The sequence below is a fragment of the Nocardia niigatensis NBRC 100131 genome (genome assembly GCF_000308655.1).
GTDB lineage: Bacteria > Actinomycetota > Actinomycetes > Mycobacteriales > Mycobacteriaceae > Nocardia > Nocardia niigatensis.
The window spans coordinates 1-18,886 of the sequence record NZ_BAGC01000003.1; the positions used below are offsets into that span (position 1 = coordinate 1).

7 protein-coding genes and 1 pseudogene are annotated in these 18,886 nt (G+C 69.2%); 5 read left to right on the forward strand and 3 right to left on the reverse strand.

The features are described from left to right. The 5 genes and pseudogenes from ON33_RS01510 to ON33_RS01530 form a co-directional block, all read left to right on the forward strand. Nucleotides 1-802, forward strand: a pseudogene (locus ON33_RS01510) (hypothetical protein); the annotation flags it as partial. A 256-nt stretch (nucleotides 803-1,058) separates the two neighbouring features. Beyond that, nucleotides 1,059-2,270 (forward strand): acetyl-CoA C-acetyltransferase, encoded by a 1,212-nt coding sequence (locus ON33_RS01515; protein ID WP_040854022.1) that lies wholly within the window; start codon nucleotides 1,059-1,061, stop codon nucleotides 2,268-2,270. 37 nt (nucleotides 2,271-2,307) lie between these two features. Next, a complete protein-coding gene (locus ON33_RS01520) occupies nucleotides 2,308-4,461 on the forward strand; it encodes a 3-hydroxyacyl-CoA dehydrogenase NAD-binding domain-containing protein (protein WP_040854025.1) in 2,154 nt (717 codons plus the stop codon). A 258-nt stretch (nucleotides 4,462-4,719) separates the two neighbouring features. Continuing rightward, on the forward strand, nucleotides 4,720-8,250 hold the full coding sequence (locus ON33_RS01525; RefSeq protein ID WP_245550256.1) for a serine/threonine-protein kinase: 3,531 nt from the start codon (nucleotides 4,720-4,722) through the stop codon (nucleotides 8,248-8,250). A gap of 93 nt (nucleotides 8,251-8,343) precedes the next feature. Next, entirely contained in the window at nucleotides 8,344-9,798 is a 1,455-nt protein-coding gene (locus tag ON33_RS01530) for an alpha/beta hydrolase (RefSeq protein WP_083868521.1), read from the forward strand. Between the two features lie 52 nt (nucleotides 9,799-9,850). On the opposite strand, the gene ON33_RS01535 is transcribed toward ON33_RS01530, so the two are convergent. The 3 genes from ON33_RS01535 to ON33_RS01545 form a co-directional block, all read right to left on the reverse strand. After that, nucleotides 9,851-11,167 carry a class I SAM-dependent methyltransferase gene (locus ON33_RS01535; RefSeq protein WP_040854029.1) on the reverse strand — a complete coding sequence of 439 codons (1,317 nt, stop codon included), beginning with the start codon at nucleotides 11,165-11,167 and terminating at the stop codon, nucleotides 9,851-9,853. Next, a complete protein-coding gene (locus ON33_RS01540) occupies nucleotides 11,164-12,594 on the reverse strand; it encodes an FAD-binding oxidoreductase (protein ID WP_051151528.1) in 1,431 nt (476 codons plus the stop codon). The genes ON33_RS01535 and ON33_RS01540 overlap by 4 nt, the downstream gene beginning before the upstream one ends. A gap of 202 nt (nucleotides 12,595-12,796) precedes the next feature. After that, nucleotides 12,797-18,619, reverse strand: a complete 5,823-nt coding sequence (locus ON33_RS01545; RefSeq protein ID WP_063710927.1) for a WD40 domain-containing protein — start codon at nucleotides 18,617-18,619, stop codon at nucleotides 12,797-12,799. Nucleotides 18,620-18,886 lie beyond the last annotated feature (267 nt).

Below are 18,886 nucleotides of genomic sequence, written 5' to 3' on the forward strand. Positions count from 1 at the left end.
GGCCGCGGCCGAACCGGTCGAGGCCGCGGCTCCGGTGGCGGCCGTGCCCGTCGGCGATGCCGTGCTGCAGGAGATCGAGGCGGCGTGGGCCGATATCCGCGCCAAGGTGCGTGATTTCGGTGCGGCGGTGCAGGCCTTGCTGACCGGGGCCAGTGTGGCCCGGGTCGAGGGGGAGACGATCGTCTTCGCGCATCTGCACGCGCCGCTGGCGCAGCGGTTGTCGCAGCCGCAGAACCTGGACGCGGTGCGGTCGGCGGTCCGGGCCGTGCTGGGCCGGGATCACGACGTGCGGTGGGAGGTCGGGGGACCGGCCGCCGGTGGCGGAGCGCCGGCCAAGGCGGCGGCGACCCGTGGCCCGGCGAGTGGTCAGCCCGCGCCGAAGAAGGCCGCGCAGAAGTTCTCACGGCCGAGTCAGGCCAAGGCCGCGGCGGCGCCGGTCGCCGAGCCCGCGGCGGCGAGCGGCTGGGGGAGCGCCCCCACACCCGCCGCGCCGACCGCTCCGGCGCCCGCGGACCCGGGTCCTGCGGGCGGGGATCCGTTCGATGCGGACAGTGCCCGTTTCGCGCCGCCCGACGACGATATTCCGCTGCCTGACGGGCCCGACCTTCCGGATGATCCCGGGCCCGGGGACTACTCGCCGGTAGGTTATGACGGCGTCCCACCTGCTACTACGCCGGAGGAGGAGCGGGAGATGCTGGAGGAGTCGGCGAAGCCGGTGCCTCCGGAGGAGCGCCGCGACCCGGATGAGGTGGCCCTTGCGCTGCTGCGGTCGGAGTTGGGGGCCACACCTCTCGAGGGTTGACAGTTCCCCTGGGGGCCGACTTAAGTTAACCGGAGTTCGCATAGTTCGGTACTATGATCGGGTGGCCGTGAGTATCGGTTTCGCGAGGTTCTAAGGTATGCCCAGGCGTACGGGTTACTGGAGCGTCAAGAAACCTGCTCGTGACGATGTTTGTACACCGTCAGGCGGTCGGTCGTAAGGCCGGTCGGCGAGGTTATGGCCATGGCACTGCCCGCACAACGCGGTGACGGCGCACCCAAGAGAGGAAAACTCCGATATGACCACAGAGGCCTACATTTACGAGGCCATCCGCACCCCGCGCGGCAAGAACCGCGGCGGTGCACTGCACTCGGTCAAGCCGATCGACCTGACCACCGGTCTGGTCCAGGAGCTGCGGAACCGGTTCCCGAACCTGGACGAGGATCGCATCTCGGACATCATCCTGGGTTGCGTCTCGCCGGTCGGTGACCAGGGCGCGGACATCGCCCGCACCACCGTGCTGACCGCGGGCATGCCCGACACCGTCGGCGGCGTGCAGCTGAACCGCTTCTGCTCCTCCGGCCTCGAGGCCGTGAACCTCGCGGGCGCGCGCATCCGCGCGGGCTTCGACGACCTGGTGATCGCCGGTGGCGTCGAGTCCATGTCCCGCGTGCCGATGGGCTCCGACGGCGGCGCCATGTTCATGGACCCGAAGACCAGCTACGACGCTTACATTGTGCCGCAGGGCATCTCGGCCGACCTCATCGCCACCATCGAGGGCTTCACCCGTGACGACGTGGACGCCTACGCCGTCCGCTCGCAGGAGCTGTCCGCCAAGGCCTGGGACAACGGCTACTTCGCCCGCTCGGTCGTCCCGGTCAAGGACATCAACGGCCTGACCGTCCTGGACAACGACGAGCACATGCGCCGCGGCACCACCGCCGCCGACCTCGGCAAGCTGAAGCCTGCCTTCGCGGGCATCGGCGAGATGGGTGGCTTCGACGCCGTCGCCATGCAGCGCTACACCTACGTCGAGAAGATCGACCACATCCACACCGGCGGTAACTCTTCCGGCATCGTCGACGGCGCCGCCATGGTGCTGATCGGCAACGAGGCCGCCGGCCAGGCGTCGGGCCTGAAGCCGCGCGCCCGCATCGTCGCCGCCGCCACCTCCGGCGCGGACGCCACCATCATGCTGACCGGTCCGACTCCGGCCTCGCTCAAGGCCCTGGCGCAGGCCGGCCTGAAGCCGGAGGACATCGATCTCTACGAGATCAACGAGGCCTTCGCCTCGGTCGTCCTGAAGTTCCAGAAGGACCTGCAGATCCCGGACGAGAAGCTCAACGTCAACGGCGGCGCCATCGCCATGGGCCACCCGCTGGGCGCCACCGGCGCCATGATCCTCGGCACCATGGTCGACGAGCTGGAGCGCCGCAACGGCCGCTACGCCCTGCTGACCCTGTGCATCGGCGGCGGTATGGGTGTCGCCACCATCATCGAGCGCGTCTGACGCCCACCGACTTTTCTCAAGGGAGACACGAAAAACTATGACCGAGAACATGATCGGCTGGGAAAAGGACGCCGACGGCATCGTCGTGCTGACCATGGACGACCCGAACCAGGGCGCCAACACCATGAACCAGCTCTACAAGGACTCCATGCGGGCCACCGTGGACCGCCTGGTCGCCGAGAAGGACGACATCACCGGTGTCGTCATCACCTCCGCGAAGAAGACCTTCTTCGCCGGCGGTGACCTCAAGAACATGATGCAGACCACCCCGGCGGACGCCGCGGCCATCATGGAAGAGCTGACCTTCATCAAGGACGACCTGCGTCGCCTGGAAACCCTTGGCAAGCCGGTGGTTTCGGCCATCAACGGCGCTGCCCTGGGCGGCGGCCTGGAGATCACCCTGGCCACCCACCACCGCATCGCGGCTGACATCAAGGCCGTGCAGCTGGGTCTGCCCGAGGTCTCGCTCGGCCTGCTCCCCGCCGGTGGCGGCGTCACCCGCATCACCCGCATGCTCGGCATCGCGAACGGCCTGATGGGCGTGCTGCTGCAGGGCCAGAAGTTCACCGCGCAGAAGGCCAAGGCCACCGGCCTCATCCACGAGACCGTCGCCTCCGTCGAGGAACTGGTCCCGGCCGCCAAGGCGTGGATCAAGGCCAACCCCGAGGGCGGCGTGCAGCCGTGGGACGTCAAGGGCTACAAGATCCCGGGCGGCACTCCGTCCAGCCCGGCGCTGGCCGCCAACCTCCCGGCCTTCCCGGCCAACCTGCGCAAGCAGCTCAAGGGCCAGAACATGCCGGCCCCGCAGGCCATCATGGCCGCCGCGGTCGAGGGCGCCCAGGTCGACTTCGACAACGCCTCGCTGATCGAGTCGCGCTACTTCGTGTCCCTGCTGACCGGCCCGGTCGCCAAGAACATGATCCAGGCGTTCTTCTTCGACCTGCAGCACATCAACAACGGCGGTTCGCGTCCGAAGGACGTGCCGAAGCGTGAGATCAAGAAGGTCGGCGTGATCGGCGCGGGCATGATGGGCGCGGGCATCGCGTACGTCACCGCCAAGGCCGGCATCGACGTCGTCCTCAAGGACGTCACCATCGAGGCCGCCAACAAGGGCAAGGACTACTCGGTCAAGCTCGAGGAGAAGGCCCTCTCCCGTGGCAAGACCACCGAGGAGAAGTCCAAGACCCTGCTCGACCGCATCAAGCCGACCGCCGACGCGGCCGACTTCGCCGGTGTCGACTTCGTCATCGAGGCCGTGTTCGAGAACCCCGATCTGAAGGCCAAGGTCTTCCAGGAGATCGAGGACATCGTGGACGCCGACGCGCTGCTCGGCTCCAACACCTCGACCCTGCCGATCACCCTGCTGGCCAACGGCGTGAAGCGGGCCGAGGACTTCATCGGCATCCACTTCTTCTCGCCGGTCGACAAGATGCCGCTGGTCGAGATCATCAAGGGCGAGAAGACCTCCGACGAGGCACTGGCCCGGGTGTACGACTACACCCTCGCGATCCGCAAGACCCCGATCGTGGTGAACGACTCGCGCGGCTTCTACACCTCGCGCGTCATCGGCAAGTTCATCAACGAGGCCATCATGATGCTCGGTGAGGGCATCGACCCGCAGACCATCGAGCAGGCCGGTCTGCAGGCGGGCTACCCGGCGGCGCCGCTGAAGCTGTCGGACGAGCTGAACTTCACCACCATGCAGAAGATCTACAAGGAGACCGCCGAGGCGATCACCGCCGCCGGCGGCGAGATCGACGCCGCCTCGGGCGCGACCGCGCAGATCCTCGACAAGATGGTGGGCGAGTTCGACCGCAAGGGCAAGGCCGGCGGCGCGGGCTTCTACGACTACGTCGACGGCAAGGCCACCGGTCTGTGGTCGGAGCTGCGCTCCACCTTCAAGACCTCGACCGCGCTCCCCGAGGGTGTCACCCTGCAGGACCTCAAGGACCGCATGCTGTTCGCCGAGGCCATCGAGACCCAGAAGTGCTTCGACGAGAACGTGCTGACCTCGACCGCCGACGCCAACATCGGCTCGATCTTCGGTATCGGCTTCCCGGCCTGGACCGGTGGCACCCACCAGTTCATCGTGGGCTACCCGGGTGGACAGGAAGCCTTCGTGGCCCGCGCCGACGAGCTGGCCGCCAAGTTCGGCAGCCGCTTCGAGGTTCCGGCTTCGCTGCGCAAGTAGTACCGGCGCTCCAGCGCTGAAATACCCGGCCCGGGTCGCGAATACGCGACCCGGGCCGGTTGTTTTACAGGTACGGGGCGAGGATCGGCCCGGACGCCACAGCTGGGTGAAAGGGGCACACGCCCGTGCGGTCCGCGCTACGTTGGAAGTTGCGCGTGAGAACACCGGAGGCAGATCCAGATGAATCCACAGGCGCGCCCGGGCGGCTCGCGGAGTGAGCAGACCCCTCCCGAAAACTCCACGCAGTCCTACCTTCCCGTGACCATCGACGACGAGCTCGAGGCCATGGGCCTGTTCGACGCGAAGGAGATCGGGCGGGGCGGTTTCGGGGTGGTGTATCGCTGTGCGCAGCGCGCCCTGGACCGGGTGGTGGCGGTCAAGGTGCTGTCCACCGAGATCGACGACGAGAGCCGGGAGCGGTTCCTGCGTGAGGAACACGCCATGGGCCGGCTGTCCGGGCATCCGAACATCGTCGACATTCTGCAGGTGGACGTGACGCCCAGCGGGCAGCCGTTCATCGTGATGCCCTACGCCACCCGCGGTTCCCTGGAGCAGGTGGTGCGCGACAGCGGGCCGCTGTCCTGGACGGATTCGCTGCGGGTCGGGGTGAAACTGGCGGGGGCCATCGAGACCGCGCACCGGGCCGAGGTGCTGCACCGGGATGTGAAGCCGGCCAATGTGCTGCTGAGCCGGTACGGGGAGCCGCAGCTCACCGACTTCGGAATCGCCCGCATCCCAGGGGGTTTCCGCACCTCGACCAGTCTGATCACCGGTTCGCCCGCGTTCACCGCGCCCGAGGTGCTCAAGGGCGACGAGCCGACCGTGCGCTCGGATGTGTACGGGCTCGGTTCCACCCTCTTCGCGCTGCTGACCGGTCACGCCGCCTTCGAACGGCGGGCCGGGGAGAAGATCGTGGCGCAGTTCCTGCGCATCACCAGCCAGCCGGTGCCGGATCTGCGGGAGCTCGAGATCCCGGCCGACGTGGCCGCGGCCATCGAGGCCGCCATGTCGCCGGAGCCGCGCGAAAGGCCCGGTAGCGCCGTGGAATTCGGCGAGCTGCTGCGCACCGTGCAGGGCGAGCACGGACAGACCCCGGACGAGATGGCGCTGATCGACGGGGCCGGGACCGGCGCCGACGGCGCGGATTCCGCTGTCACCGGGACGCATTCGCGCCGGCGCTCACACACCGTGATCGCCGTTCCGCCCACCCGCTCGCTGACGCTGCGCCCGCAGGGCAACCCCAGCGCCGTCTTCGGATCCGGCGCTGCCGGGGTCGTCGGCAATACGCTGCCGCCCACGGCCACAACGAAATTCCTGCCCCCGACCCCGCCGCGCGAGCCGATTCCGCGTCCCCGGCTGCTGGAACCGCTGCGTGCCGGCGGTCGCCGCCGGCTGGCGATGATCCACGCCCCGGCCGGATTCGGCAAGAGCACGCTCGCCGCGCAGTGGTGCGCCGAGCTCACCGATCGCGGGGTGACGGTGGCCTGGATCGGCATCGACCGTGACGACGACAACGAGGTGTGGCTGCTGGCCCACATCATCGCCGCCATCCGCAAGGTGCGGCCGGAGATCGGCGCGGGACTCGAGCAGCTGCTGGAGGAGCGGCCCGCCGAGGCGGTGCCGTACGCGGTGTCGGCGCTGATCGACGAGGTGCACGCGAGCGGCAGCCCGGTGGTCGTGGTGGTGGACGACTGGCACCGGATCACCGACGCGGGGGCGCAGCGGGTGATGGAGTCGCTGCTCGACAACTGTTCGCACGACCTGCGTTTCGTCATCACCAGCCGGGAGCGGACCGGGCTGCCGCTGAGCCGCCTGCAGGTGGCCGACGAACTGGTGGAGATCGGATCCGGCCAGCTGCGGCTCACCGCGGCGGAGACCCGGCAGATCCTGGTCGAGCACCTGGGGCTGGAGCTGAGCGACAAGCAGGTGGAGCAGATCCACACCGCCACCGACGGCTGGCCCGCCGCGATCCAGCTGGCGGGGCTGTCGCTGCGCTCGGCCGATCACGACGTGGACCGGCTGATCACCGGACTCTCCGGCGACAACCAGGCGATTCGCGAATATCTCGCCGAGGACGTGCTCGGCGCCATCGAGCCGCGCATGCTCGAATTCCTCACCGCCATAGCGGTTCCCGAACGTGTGAACGCCTCGCTGGCCGAGGCGCTGTCCGGTGCGAAGGACGCCGCCGATCTGCTGGATCAGGCCGAGCGGCGAGAACTGTTCGTGCACCGCGTCGCCGACGATCCGAGCTGGTACCGGATGCAGCCGATGGTGGCCGAGCACTTGCGCGCCCGCCTGGACCGGGCCCAGCCCGGGCAGCTGAAGAAGTTGCACGGCAAGGCCTCTCGCTGGTTCGCCGAGCACAATCTGATCAAGCAGTCGGTCGATCACGCGCTGGCCGCCACCGATCTGAAGTACGCGCTCGACCTGGTCGAGAAGGGCGGCATGGACCTGATCGACAGTTCCCGGCTGGCGACCCTGTTCGGCATGGTGTCGAAACTGCCGGTGCAGCAGGTGACTTCGCGCTCCAAGCTGCTGATGGCGCTGGCCCGCGCGAATGTGAACCTGCAGCAGTCCGGTGCGGCCCGCACCACGCTGGGCCGGTTGTCGAACATGCTGGCGCGCGGCGGTGCCGACGATGCCGAGACGGTGAACCAGCGCTGTCAGGCGGCGGTGCTGGCGGCCGCCGACCAGGTGGCCCGCGACCGCACCGAGGGCGTGCTCGACAAGATCACCGAATGCCTGAAGCTGGCCGACGAACTCCCGGCGTGGACGGTGTCGACGGCCGCGAATCTGGCCTCCTTCGTGCGCCTGTGCGACTTCGACTTCGACGGCGCGCGGGACATGCAGGAGTGGGCCGCGCCCTATCACGCGCGGTCGGCCGATCCGCTGGGGGAGGTGTTCGGGCGGTGCGCGCAGGGCGCCATCGCCTACGAGCAGCTCGATATCGACACCGCCACCCGCTGTTTCGAACATGCCTGGCAGACCGCCCGCGATCGCGCGGGGTCCCGCTCGGATTCGACGCGGGTCGCGGCCGCGCTGCTGGGTGAGGTGGCCTACCGGCGCGGTGATCTCGACAGTGCCGAGCGGCTGCTGGATCAGAGTCACGAACTGACCGCGCGGGTCGGTCCGGTGGACTTCCTGGTCACCATCTTCGTGAGCGGCGCCCGGGTGAAGGCGGTCCGCGGCGACCTGGAGACCGCCGCGGCGCGCCTGGACGAGGGCGCGCGCATCGCCGCCGACCGCCGGCTCACCCGGCTGACCGCCCAGGTCGGGGCCGAGCGGCTGCGGCTGGGCCTGCCCGCCGACGCGCTGACCGCGGGCCTGGTCACCGATCCTTCGATTCGCCAGCTGCGGCACGCCACCGGTGCGGCGGCGCTGGCCGCCGAGGCCGAGGAGATCGCGACCATCCGGGCGCTGCTGGCCCGGCACTATCGCGGCGAGGACCGGGCCACCGACGACCTGGCCCCGCTCGGCACCGACGACACCGCGGTCAAGCACGCCCGCGCCCTGTATTCGCGCATCCGCGAACAACATCGGCCGCGGGCCGAACTCGACGCGGCGCTGCTGCTGGCCGAATGCCTGTCGGTCTCCGGGTGGCTCGGGGAGTCCATCGCGGTGCTGACGCCGGTGGTGATCCGCTGCGCCGGGCTGGGCTGGTCCCGGCCGCTGCTCGATGCGGGGCCCGGAGTGGTGAACATTCTGCGGACCATGCGCCACGAGATGCCGCTGGGCGCCGATACCGAGACGCCGGACCTGCCGCGCCGATTTCTGGATTCCCTGCTCTGAACGGCGGATCGCGGGCATCCAGGCTTCATCCAGCCTATTCACAGGGTTTCTCGAGGAATCGTGTCGAGAATCGCCGACGTGCCTGTGACGCCGATGCTGCAATCACCGCCCGCCGTGCCGCCGGCGCCGCAGTTGCCCGCACAGACCCAGTCCGGGTTCGGCGGCGGGTTCCACCACGGGGTTTCGCTGCTGCACGGCTGGCTGCCCCAGGTGATCACCTTCGTCGCGGTCTTGCTGCTGGTGGTGGCGTTCGCGCGGGCCACCCGCCGGTGGTGGCTGCTGTGGGTGCCGGCCAGTGTGGCGTTCGCGCTCGGCGTGGTGTGGGCGTCGTGGATTTACACCAATGACGAGGGGCTGGCCTCGGATCCGGCGCCGGCACTGCTGTGGGTCGCGATCGGCCTGGCGGGCGCGGCGCTGGCGGCCGCGGTGGTCGGCATCCGGACCGGCGGCTGGTGGCAGCGGATCGTGGCGGTGCTGGCGGTGCCGGCGGCGCTGCTCAACGTGGGTGTCGTGCTGAATCAATGGGTGGGCTACTACCCGACCGCGAACGCGGCCTGGGCCGCCCTGACCGCGGAACCGCTGCCGCACCAGACCAGCCTGGATGCGCTGGCGTCGCTGCGGAACACGAATGTGGGCGCCGGGCGGATCGTGCCGGTGGACATTCCGGAATCGGGCAGCCATTTCAATCACCGCACCGAATACGTGTACCTGCCGCCGGCCTGGTTCCGGGGCGACGAGCCGCCCGCGCTGCCGACGGTCATGATGATCGGCGGCGAGTTCAATACGCCCGCGGACTGGGTGCGCAGCGGTCAGATCATGGGCGGCGTGGACGATTTCGCGAAGTCCAACAACGGTCGGACGCCGATCCTGGTGTTCGTCGATTCCGGCGGCAGCTTCAACAACGACACCGAGTGCGTGAACGGCCCACGCGGTGACGCCGCCGACCACCTCACCAATGATGTTCCCGGATATGTGGAATCGACGTTCGGCGCCTCCGCGGACCCCGCGAAGTGGGGCATCGTCGGATGGTCCATGGGCGGCACCTGTGCGGTGGATCTGGCGACCATGCATCCGGAACTGTTCGGCACCTTCGTGGACATCGCGGGCGATATCGGTCCGGCCGCGGGCACCAAGGAGCAGACCGTCAAGCGGCTCTTCGGCGGCGACGAGCAGGCCTGGGCGGCCTTCGATCCCATGACGGTCATGCAGAAGCACGGCCCGTACGCCGACACGGTCGGCCTGTTCGACGATCTGACGCCGCCCGCGTGGCAGAAGCGGATGGCCTCCGACCCCAAGGTGAAGGCCTACCTGCAGCAGCCCATCGACGAGAGCAAGGTCGGCATGGGCGGCAAGGACGGCGTCTTCGATACCGGCGAGGTCGGCGCGGCCGAGGCGCTCTGCGCCCAGGGGCAGCAGGTCGATATCGACTGCACGGTGCACACCACCGAGGGCGGGCATACCTGGCAGTTCGCGGCGGCGGCCTTCACCTCGTCGTTCCCGTGGATGACCGCGCGCCTGGGTCTTCCCGTGCCGGGATTGTCGTCGTAGCCGAGAGTGGGCGTGCGGCCGAACCGCACGCCCACCTGCGCTACGAGAGTTGTTATGCCTTCCACCAGGGGCGCAGCGGCACGGTCCAGGCCTGGTCCGCGCCGAGCTTGACGCCCAGGATCTGGTGCAGCTGCACCACATTGCGCTCGAAGCCGAGCTGACAGCCCGCCATGTACAGACCCCACACCTTGGCGGTGCCCTCGCCGACCTCGGTCACCGCGGCGTCCCAGTTCTTCACCAGGTTGTCGCACCATTCGGCGAGGGTGAGGGCGTAGTGCCGGCGCAGGTTCTCCTCGTGCAGCACCTCGAGGCCCACGTTCTGGACCTCGGAGATGATGCGGCCGGAGCCGGCCAGTTCGCCGTCGGGGAAGACGTAGCGGTCGATGAAGTCGCCCGCCTTGGTGGTGCGGGTGTTGTCCGGCCGGGTGATGGAGTGGTTCAGGAACAGGCCGCCGACCCTCAGCTTCGACTTGATGAATTCGAAGTAGGCCGGGTAGTTGTGCACGCCGATGTGCTCGGTGAGCCCGATGGAGGACACCGCGTCGAAGTCGCCCTCGCGGACGTCGCGGTAGTCGCTGTGGCGCACCTCGGCGAGGTCGGACAGGCCGTCCTCGGCGATCTTGGCCTGTGCCCACTCGGCCTGCTCGGCCGACAGGGTGGCGCCGATGACCCGCACACCCCGCGCGGCGGCGTAGCGCGCCATGCCGCCCCAGCCGCAGCCGATGTCGAGCAGCCGGTCGCCGGGCTTCAGGTTCAGCTTTTCGAAGACCAGGCGGTACTTGTTCTCCTGGGCCTGTTCCAGCGTCCAGGCCGGGTCCTCGTAGGTCGCGCAGGTGTAGGTCATGGACGGGCCCAGCACGTACTCGTAGAACGCATTGGAGACGTCGTAGTGGTGGTGGATGGCCTCGGCGTCGCGAGTCTTGCTGTGCCGCAGGCCTTCCAGTGCGATGCGCCGCCAGCGCGGCAGGGTCTCCTGGGGCGGCGGGGGCACCGGCTTGAGCAGTTCCCAGCCCAGCGAGCGGGCGATGACCACCAGCTGCAGGGCGGTGGGGCGGCGGAACTTCATGCCCGCGATGGCCTTCAGCAGTGCGTAGGGGTCGCCGGGTTCGACGCCGTGGGCGATCAGGTCGCCCGAGATGTAGGCGCGGGCCATGCCGAGATCGCCGGGCGCGGTGGCGATGTAGTTGACGCCGCGCGGGGTGGTGATCTCCAGGCCGAATTCGGAGTCCTCGGGCCCGGCGCTGCTGCCGTCGTAACAGGTCAGGCGGATCGGGACGGGGCCGTCGACGAGGGTCTCGAAGATCTCTGCAATGCTGAGTTTGGTTCCGAGCTCGGCGAATACGTCGGAACGATCCTTGTATGTGGTCACTTGCGTTGCACCGCCTTCGAATACAGATCCAGTAGACGAGAATCCGGGTCGTAGCGTTTCTTCAGAGTGGAGTACGTATCGCCGCCGTAGTAGAGGCCGGCGAATTCATCCTGGTCGTAGAAGGCGTCCGAATACAGCGATTTGTGACCGTCCAGTTCGGACACCTTGCGCTCGATGGCGCGGTTGGCGGCGCCGTCGGGCTGTCCCGGCACCGTCGGCACGGCCGACCAGAAACCGACATTGACGTAGTCGCGGCCGGGCTCGAGCGGATAGAGCGGCCAAGGGCGTTCACCCTCGGTGTCGCGCAATCGCAAGGGGCACAACCAGATCGGCTCGATCGGGATTTCGCGGAGGAACCATTCCACGAAGTCCGCGGTGTGCTCGATGGGCACCTCGATATCCTGCACCACGCGCTCACGCGGCGGATTCCCGTGCCGCGCCTCGATCCTGTCGCCGATCGCGTACTTGTGATCCAGCGCGATGAGCTTCCAGTAGAAGCTGGAGCGCCGGTACTGCTGGGGCCAGAAGCGCCGGATCTTCGGGTTCTGCGCCCCGAATGCCCGTGAGCACCAGAACCAGTCGGTGTCCCAGCGCCACAGGTAGTCGTGGATGGTCAGCCGATCGCGCTTGGGCCGCGCCGAATCGTGCTGAATGGACCGGTAGTAGATGTCCATGCCGGTGTAGTCGCTGACCGGTCCGGGCTCGTCGGTCTGGCGGCCCAGGATCAGGTAGCTCTCGTCGGCGGTGAACACCACGCCGTCGAGGTAGTCCACCGGTTCGCCGTCGTAGGAGCGGTCCGCGATGATCTGTGCCATCGTCGCCTCCAGCGCGCGCAGATCGTGGAACCGGACGTGCCGGACCTCCACGTACGGCCGCACCGGCTCGAGTTCTATCTTCAGTCTGGTCGAGTACCCCAGCGTGCCGTAGGAATTCGGGAATCCGCGGAAGAGATCCGCGTGCGCGCCGTCCCGGGTGGCGGTGATGATCTCACCGGCGCCGGTCAGCACGTCGATCTCGAGCACGGATTCGTGCGGGAGCCCGTTACGGAACGAGGTGGACTCGATGCCCAGTCCGGTGACCGCGCCGCCCAGGGTGATGGTCTTCAGCTGCGGCACCACGAACGGGGCGAGCCCGTAGGGCAGGGTGGTGGCGACCAGGTCCTCGTAGGTGGTCATGCCGGCCACGTCGGCGGTGCGGGCCCCCGGGTCCACCGTGATGACCTGCGTCAATCCGGAGACGTCGAGGCCGGGTGCGGTGCTGCGCGCCCGGGCCCGGAAGAGGTTGGACGTTTTCTTGGCCAGCCGGATGTTGGCATCCGGCGGGATGGCGCGGTACGAGGCCAGGAGGCGATCGACTCCGGCTCGATGCGCGGCGAAACCTGATTCCTGTGCGGCCGGTGCGCGGCCGGCCTTCCCCAACAGACTCACTGCCACCTTCGAAAACCTAGCGTGCACCGACCGGTACGGCCAGCAGGCGAGCACCGGCGGGGCGGTTTTTCACGCACAGTTTGCATGCGTGCCGGCGGGTGCGACCTGCCGCGTAGCGAGGGTATTCCCGTCCTCGCCGTGATGATTGTTACTTCAGCTAACAATTGGGTTACGGTGCGGCCGAGCCCCCTACAACGGGTCGTCACAGTGGGTCGTCGAGCTCCATCTGCCGGATCTGTGGCAGATAGGGATCCAGTTCGCCCGCCTCGAAACGGCACAGTCCGATCACGTGCCAGAACTGGCCCGCCGTCAGGCCCTCGGTCTTGTAGCGGCCGTCCGGCGTGAAGGCCACCCAGCCCTCGGGCAGCCCGAGCAGAGTGCCGCACGGCTGCGGCGCCACGCCGGGGTCCGCCAGTGACCACAGCATGATCGAGCCGTCGTTGCCGGCGCTGGCCAGCAGGCGGCCAGACGGGGCGAAAGCCAAGGATCGCACTCGGTTTCGATGGCCGTGCAGGGTGTGCAGATGCCGGCCCGAGGCAATGTCCCACAGGCGGACGACCAGATCGTCGCCCGCGGTGGCCAGCGTGCCCGACACCGGATCCACCGCCACGCACCACAGCCGCCCGCGGTGCAGGTCCAGCCGGTGCAGCGGGGGACCGCCGGTCAGACTCCAGATTCGCACCGTGCCGTCCCAGGAGATGCTGGCCAGCCTCTCCTCGTGGAAGGCCACCCCGTAGACCCGGTGGCCGCCGGCGCTCTCACGGACCGGGTCCGACAGGGTCTCCAGCAGTTCCCCGGAGGCCACGTCCCAGAGCCGGATATGGCCATCGTCGCAGCCGGTGGCCATTCTCGCGCCGGCCGCGTCGAAGGCGATCGAGCGCACCCGGCCGCGATGCTCGGCGCAGACTGCGTGCTCGCCGCCGGTCTCGCGGGTCCACAGGGTGACGGTGTCGTCGTCATTGGCGGTGGCGATGTAGCGGGCCGTCGGGTCGTAGGCGATGGCCCAGACCGGGGCGGAGTCGACGGTGATCTCGCGTTCGGCGGTGGCGGCGTCGATATCGAACACCCGCAGCCGCCCGGCATTGCCCACGGTCACCAGCTGGGCGGGATGGGCCGGGCTGAAGACGCCGGACTCCAAGGTGATCAGCCCGTCCGGGCTGCCCTGCAGGCGCTGGGCCAGCCGCCCGGTGGCGGCGTCCCAGAGCCGGACGCTGCCGTCGTTGCCGCAGCCCGCGAGCAGGGTGCCGTCGGCATTGAAGGAGACAGCGCGTACGTGGCGGCCGTGCCCGTTGAGGGTATGCAGGCGCTCGCCGGACGCCGGATCCCAGATGCGCAGGGCGAACTGGTCGTCGGCGACGGCCAGTTGGGTGCCGTCGGGGCGGAAGGCGAAGGGCCAGATGGATCCGGTGTGACCGGTGAGCCGGTGCAGCGGCGCGCCCGTGCGGCCGTCGCGCACGTAGACCGCGCCCGCGGTATCGCCGGAGGCGAGCATGTCGCCGGCCGGATCGAAGCCGAGCCAGTGGATGCGCGCGCTGCCGTGCTCGGCGCGGGTGTGCAGGGTCTGACCGGTGCCGTTGTCCCACAGGCGAATTCCGCCCCCGGTGTCGCCGCTGGCCAGGATCGGCTCGACCGGGTGGAAGGCCAGGGTGTACACGATGTCGCCGTGCCCGGACAGGTCCCGGATCAGTTCCCCCGTGGCCGGATCCCACAGGCCCAGTACGCCGTCCGCACCGCCGGCCGCGAGCAGCGTGCCGTCGGGATCCCAGCAGACGCGGCGGATCGGGCCCGGCGCGCCCCGGAACCCGGCGACCTCGGTGCCGGTCGAGAGCTGCCAGATGCGTACCGTGCCATCGTGATACGCGGCGGCCACCCGGTCGCGGTGGAAGGCGATGCAGTAGATGCGTTGCGGATTCCCGTCCGGGGGCGGGAACTCGTGCCGCTGTTCGCCGTCGGGGAGCCGCCAGACGCGCAGTACCCCGGCCGCGTCACCGGTGGCGAGCAACGTTCCGGCCGCGTCGGTTTCGAGCGGCCACGGCCAATTCTCGTGGCCGGACAGGATCTTCCGGACCGCGCCGCTGGCCGCGTCCCAGATCCGGACGGTGCTGTCGGCCGAACCGGTGACCAGGACCTGCTCGGTGTAGACGACGGCGAAGGTGCGGGCGCGATGGCCGTGCAGGGTGCGCAGCGTGCGCCCGGTGTCGGCGCCGTAGACGACCACGCTGCCGGAATCGCAGCCCACCGCGACCGTGCCGCCGTCCGGGCTGTAGGCCAGCGGGCGGGGCAGGCGTCCGCTCTGCGCGTCCACACCGTGCTTGACACCGATGGCGGCAGGGGCGAATTCGGTCAGCGGCGGCGTACCCGGCACCCGCCCGGACCCCGCCAGGTCGGTGCCGATCGGGCTGCCGACCACGTCGAGCAGCGCCGCCCGGGTCCAGCGGCTGCCCTCGCCGCGCGCGCCGGTGAGATCGGTGCGGGCCAGCCGCGCCCCGGTCAGGTCGGCGCGACCCAGATTCGCGCGTATCAGGGACGCCTGATCCAGGTGCGCCCGGTGCAGGCGGGCGCCGCGCAGGTCGGCGTTCTGCAGGTTGGCGCTGGTCAACTGGGCCTCGGTCATATCCGCTCCGCGGAGATCGGTGCCGACCAAGGAGGCTTGGTCGAGTTGGGCGCCCGTCAATCGCACGCCGCGCAGGACCGCCTGGTCCAGCACCGCGCCCGTCAGCCGGGTCTCGGTCATGGTCGCGCCGGTGAAGTCGAGCTGCTGCAGATTGCGGAAGGAGAGGTCCTCGCGCGAGAGGTCCAGGCCGCGCAGGTCCCGGTCGGGCGAGATACGCAGCCGGGCCGCGATCCGCGCGGCATTGGTCCGGGTGATCTCGTGCTCGTCCGGATCGTCGTGGGTGCGCTCCACCCAGGACTGCAGCTGTTCGACTTCGGCCAGATCACAAAGGAATTCGACGGCCAGGGGTTCGAGCTGCGCCTGCGCCAAGGGCGCGGGAACGATGGCTCCGGCGCGCAGCTGGGTGGCGATGTGTTTGGCCACCAGCCAGTCCCGCACCGACGAGTGGATGAAGCCGAACCGGTTGTCCGCCGCCCGCACGATGAGGCTGCGGGAACCGAGGGTGTGCACGAACTGCGCGACATTGAGCCGGCTCGCGTCGATCTCCTCCACGGCGGCGAGCGCGACCTCGGTGAGCTCGGCCAGGTCCAGATAGGGCTGCCCGGTCTCCCACACCCGCAGCGCGAAATAGGTGACGGCGAGCCACAGTTCGTCGATCCGCAGGGTGGGCTGCGAGCTGGCGCGCTCGGGGGAGCGTTCGATCTCGTAGCTCAGCCAGCTGGTCAGGATCTCCTGGTAGAGCCGGGTCGGCCCGATGATCCGGCGGGCCCCGGCCGCGGTACGCAGCCGCTGCTCGTCCAGATCGGCGATGAAGCTCAGCATGCGCGGGTTGCAGGCCAGCTCGAGCAGGCCGGGGATGCCGCGCAGCAGCCGCATCCGGGCGTCGGCCGAGGGGCCGGCGGTGCCGTAGCGATTGACCAGGAAGGCGTGCACCTGCTCGGCGGTGAAGTTCTCCACGCTCAGCAGGTAGCGATCCGGATGGGGTTCCGCCTGCGTCTCCAGCGCGGTCGCGATCTGGTCGTAGGACTTGAAATGCTGGGTGCGCCCGGCCACCACGACCTTGGCCCGGCCCACCGCGGCCTGCAGCAGGGTGGCCATGTGTTCGGCGGCGCTGTCGTAGTTGAGGCGGGTGAGCAATTCGTCGAAGCCGTCGAAGAGCAGCACCACCCTGCCCTGTTCGAGCATGTAGCGCAGGGCGCGCAGATCGATACGGGATTCACCGTTGTTGGCCAGGTGCGCGGCCAGCAGGGTGTCGAGGGAGCTGGTGCGGTCCAGGTCGCGCAACTCGATGAGGATGGGGACGAGCCGGCCGGCGTTCGCGGTGATGCGGCGGGTCAGCTCGCGCAGGGCGAAGGTCTTGCCGAGGCCGAAATCGCCGAGCAGTAGCACGAATCGACCGTCGTCGGCGGTCACCAGACGCATGAGTTCGGCGACCAGATCGCTCTGCACCTCGCGGCCGTGCGGGGCGAGCATGCGGAAGCGTTGCGGCACATACAGATCGGGCGGGTAGGCGGGGTCTTCATGCAGGCGGGCCGACTGTTTGCGCAGGTAGTCGCTCAGATTGGCCATGCCCTGGAAATCGGGGAAGCTGCGGATCCGCACACCCTCGGCGGCCGCGCGGTCGAGCAGTTCCCGGCTCGGCGCGGGACCCAGGTAGATGAGCTGGGAGCCGGGTTTGGGTTCCGGGCCGAGGAATTCGTCGAGGACCTGGCCGGTCACCTCGCCCACGTGCGCGCCGATGATGAGCTGCTCGATCACCGGCTCCGAATTCACGGTGACCAGCAGGTACGGCGGATCGGAGGCGATGCGGCGGATGCGCGCGCCCGGATAGCGGACCTCGCACACCTCGGCCACCTGCTCCAGCAGCATGTCGTGGGGCCGGGCGGTCTCGCTCGCGCGGAGCTCGGGCCGTCGCGGTTCGGGCTGCGGGGTGGGCGGCAGTTCGGGGCGTGCGGCCCGGCTCGACAGCGCGACAGCGCAATTCGTCCAGGCGAGTTCCTGCGGGATGGGCGTCTCGAAGGCGTCGTCGCACCGATAGCGGGTCAGGCCCGCGACGGTGATGTGGAGGAGTTCGGCCTGGCCCGGCGCGGGAGCCGACAGCACGGGCAGGGTGCCGGTGGGATGGGCGAGCGAGCGGCCCGCCCGGCCGGGGCCGCGCAGCAGCAGGTTCAGGCGCGGGCCCAGGCGGCGGAAGGTGCGTTCGGCGTCGCGGAGCACGCCCGGGTCGTACGGCGACACGTTCGGGCCGGGCGCGGGATCGTGGCGGAGGACGCCCAGCCGGAACCAGCCCTGCTGTTCGTGGACGCGCAGCTGCTCGGCGAACCAGTCCTTCTGCTCGGTGCCGATGAAGCCGTAGTCGTCCTCGGGTCGATGCGTGGCGGCCATGGTCGAGTTCAATCCGGCGACCACGAGCCGTAATTCGGGCACCGGGAACAGGGTCCAGGGCTGGCCGACATCGAAGACCAGATTGTCGAGTCCGCGGTACAGGGTGTTGAACGTCTGCTCGAACAGCCGCAGTTTCGCGTAGTAGGGCGCGCGGGGGAGGCGGTCGTTGGCCTCGCAGTCGAGGAAGTGGGCCCGGCAGAGGAGCCGGGAGATGTCGTGATTGCCCGGCACTACGACCAACCGGTCGGGCTCCAGCTTGAGCAGCACCCGCAGCCCGGTGAGAAACGAGACGGCCTTGCGGAATTCGGTCGGGTGGGCGGACTCGGTGAGGTCACCGCTCACCACGATCAGATCCGGCGCCGGCACCTCCCGATCGATGAGCTCGGTGACCGCGCCGTAGATATGCGACTGCAACCCTTCGGGATCGGCGGGAATATCGGCCGACGTGACGGCGCGGCCGAACCGCGGGCCACCGACGTGCAGGATCGACAGTCCGGAATGCCTGCGACTCGCCGCCATGTCCGCCGGGAACGCGGGCGGTGACAGCGGCCGTCGGCGGACCACGGCGGATTCCGGTGCCGGAGACAAGATCTCGTCCGCGCGCGGGTCCGGCTGCCGCCGCGGCGTCCACCGGTCCGAGAGCATCCGCTCGACCCGGTCCAGCACCGCCCGCCGCATCTCGGACGCATCGCTCACCCCGAGCAGATCGAGACACGCCACACCCGTGGGCAGCCACTCCAGCGAACACTCGCTGACCCGAACCGCCAGCAGCTTCCCCGGATCCACATCCAGCGCGGCCTGCCACTCCCGGTTCGCGTGCCGCGAGGACACGTAATCCCGCGTCAGCACCGCCAGCACCAGATCGGACTCCCGCACCCCGCGCTGCACGAAGTCCGCATAGTTGGTCACCGGATCGAAATCCCACGACGACAACACGGTTCGATACCGCGCCTCGGCATGCTCCAACTGCCAGGCCAGCCAGATGGCCCACCGCTCGTCGGCCGGTGAGTAACTCGTGAAGAGCATCCGCGACCGCCCACCCCACAGCGTCACCCCGCCAGTATCCCGCCATCGAAAGCGTCTCGAGGCCAATCGAATTGATCTCTTTCGCAATTCTCGGCCGTGCGACAGTCCTCGGCCTCCCCCCAACCCTGCGATCATTGGCCAATGCCCGAACAACTGGGTCCCATCCCATGAACGCCTTACTACTTGCCGTGGCGATGGGCATTTCTGCCCCGACGGCCAAAGCGCTCGCGCGGATCTTCGTTGTCGAGATTGCGCTGAACGGGGTGC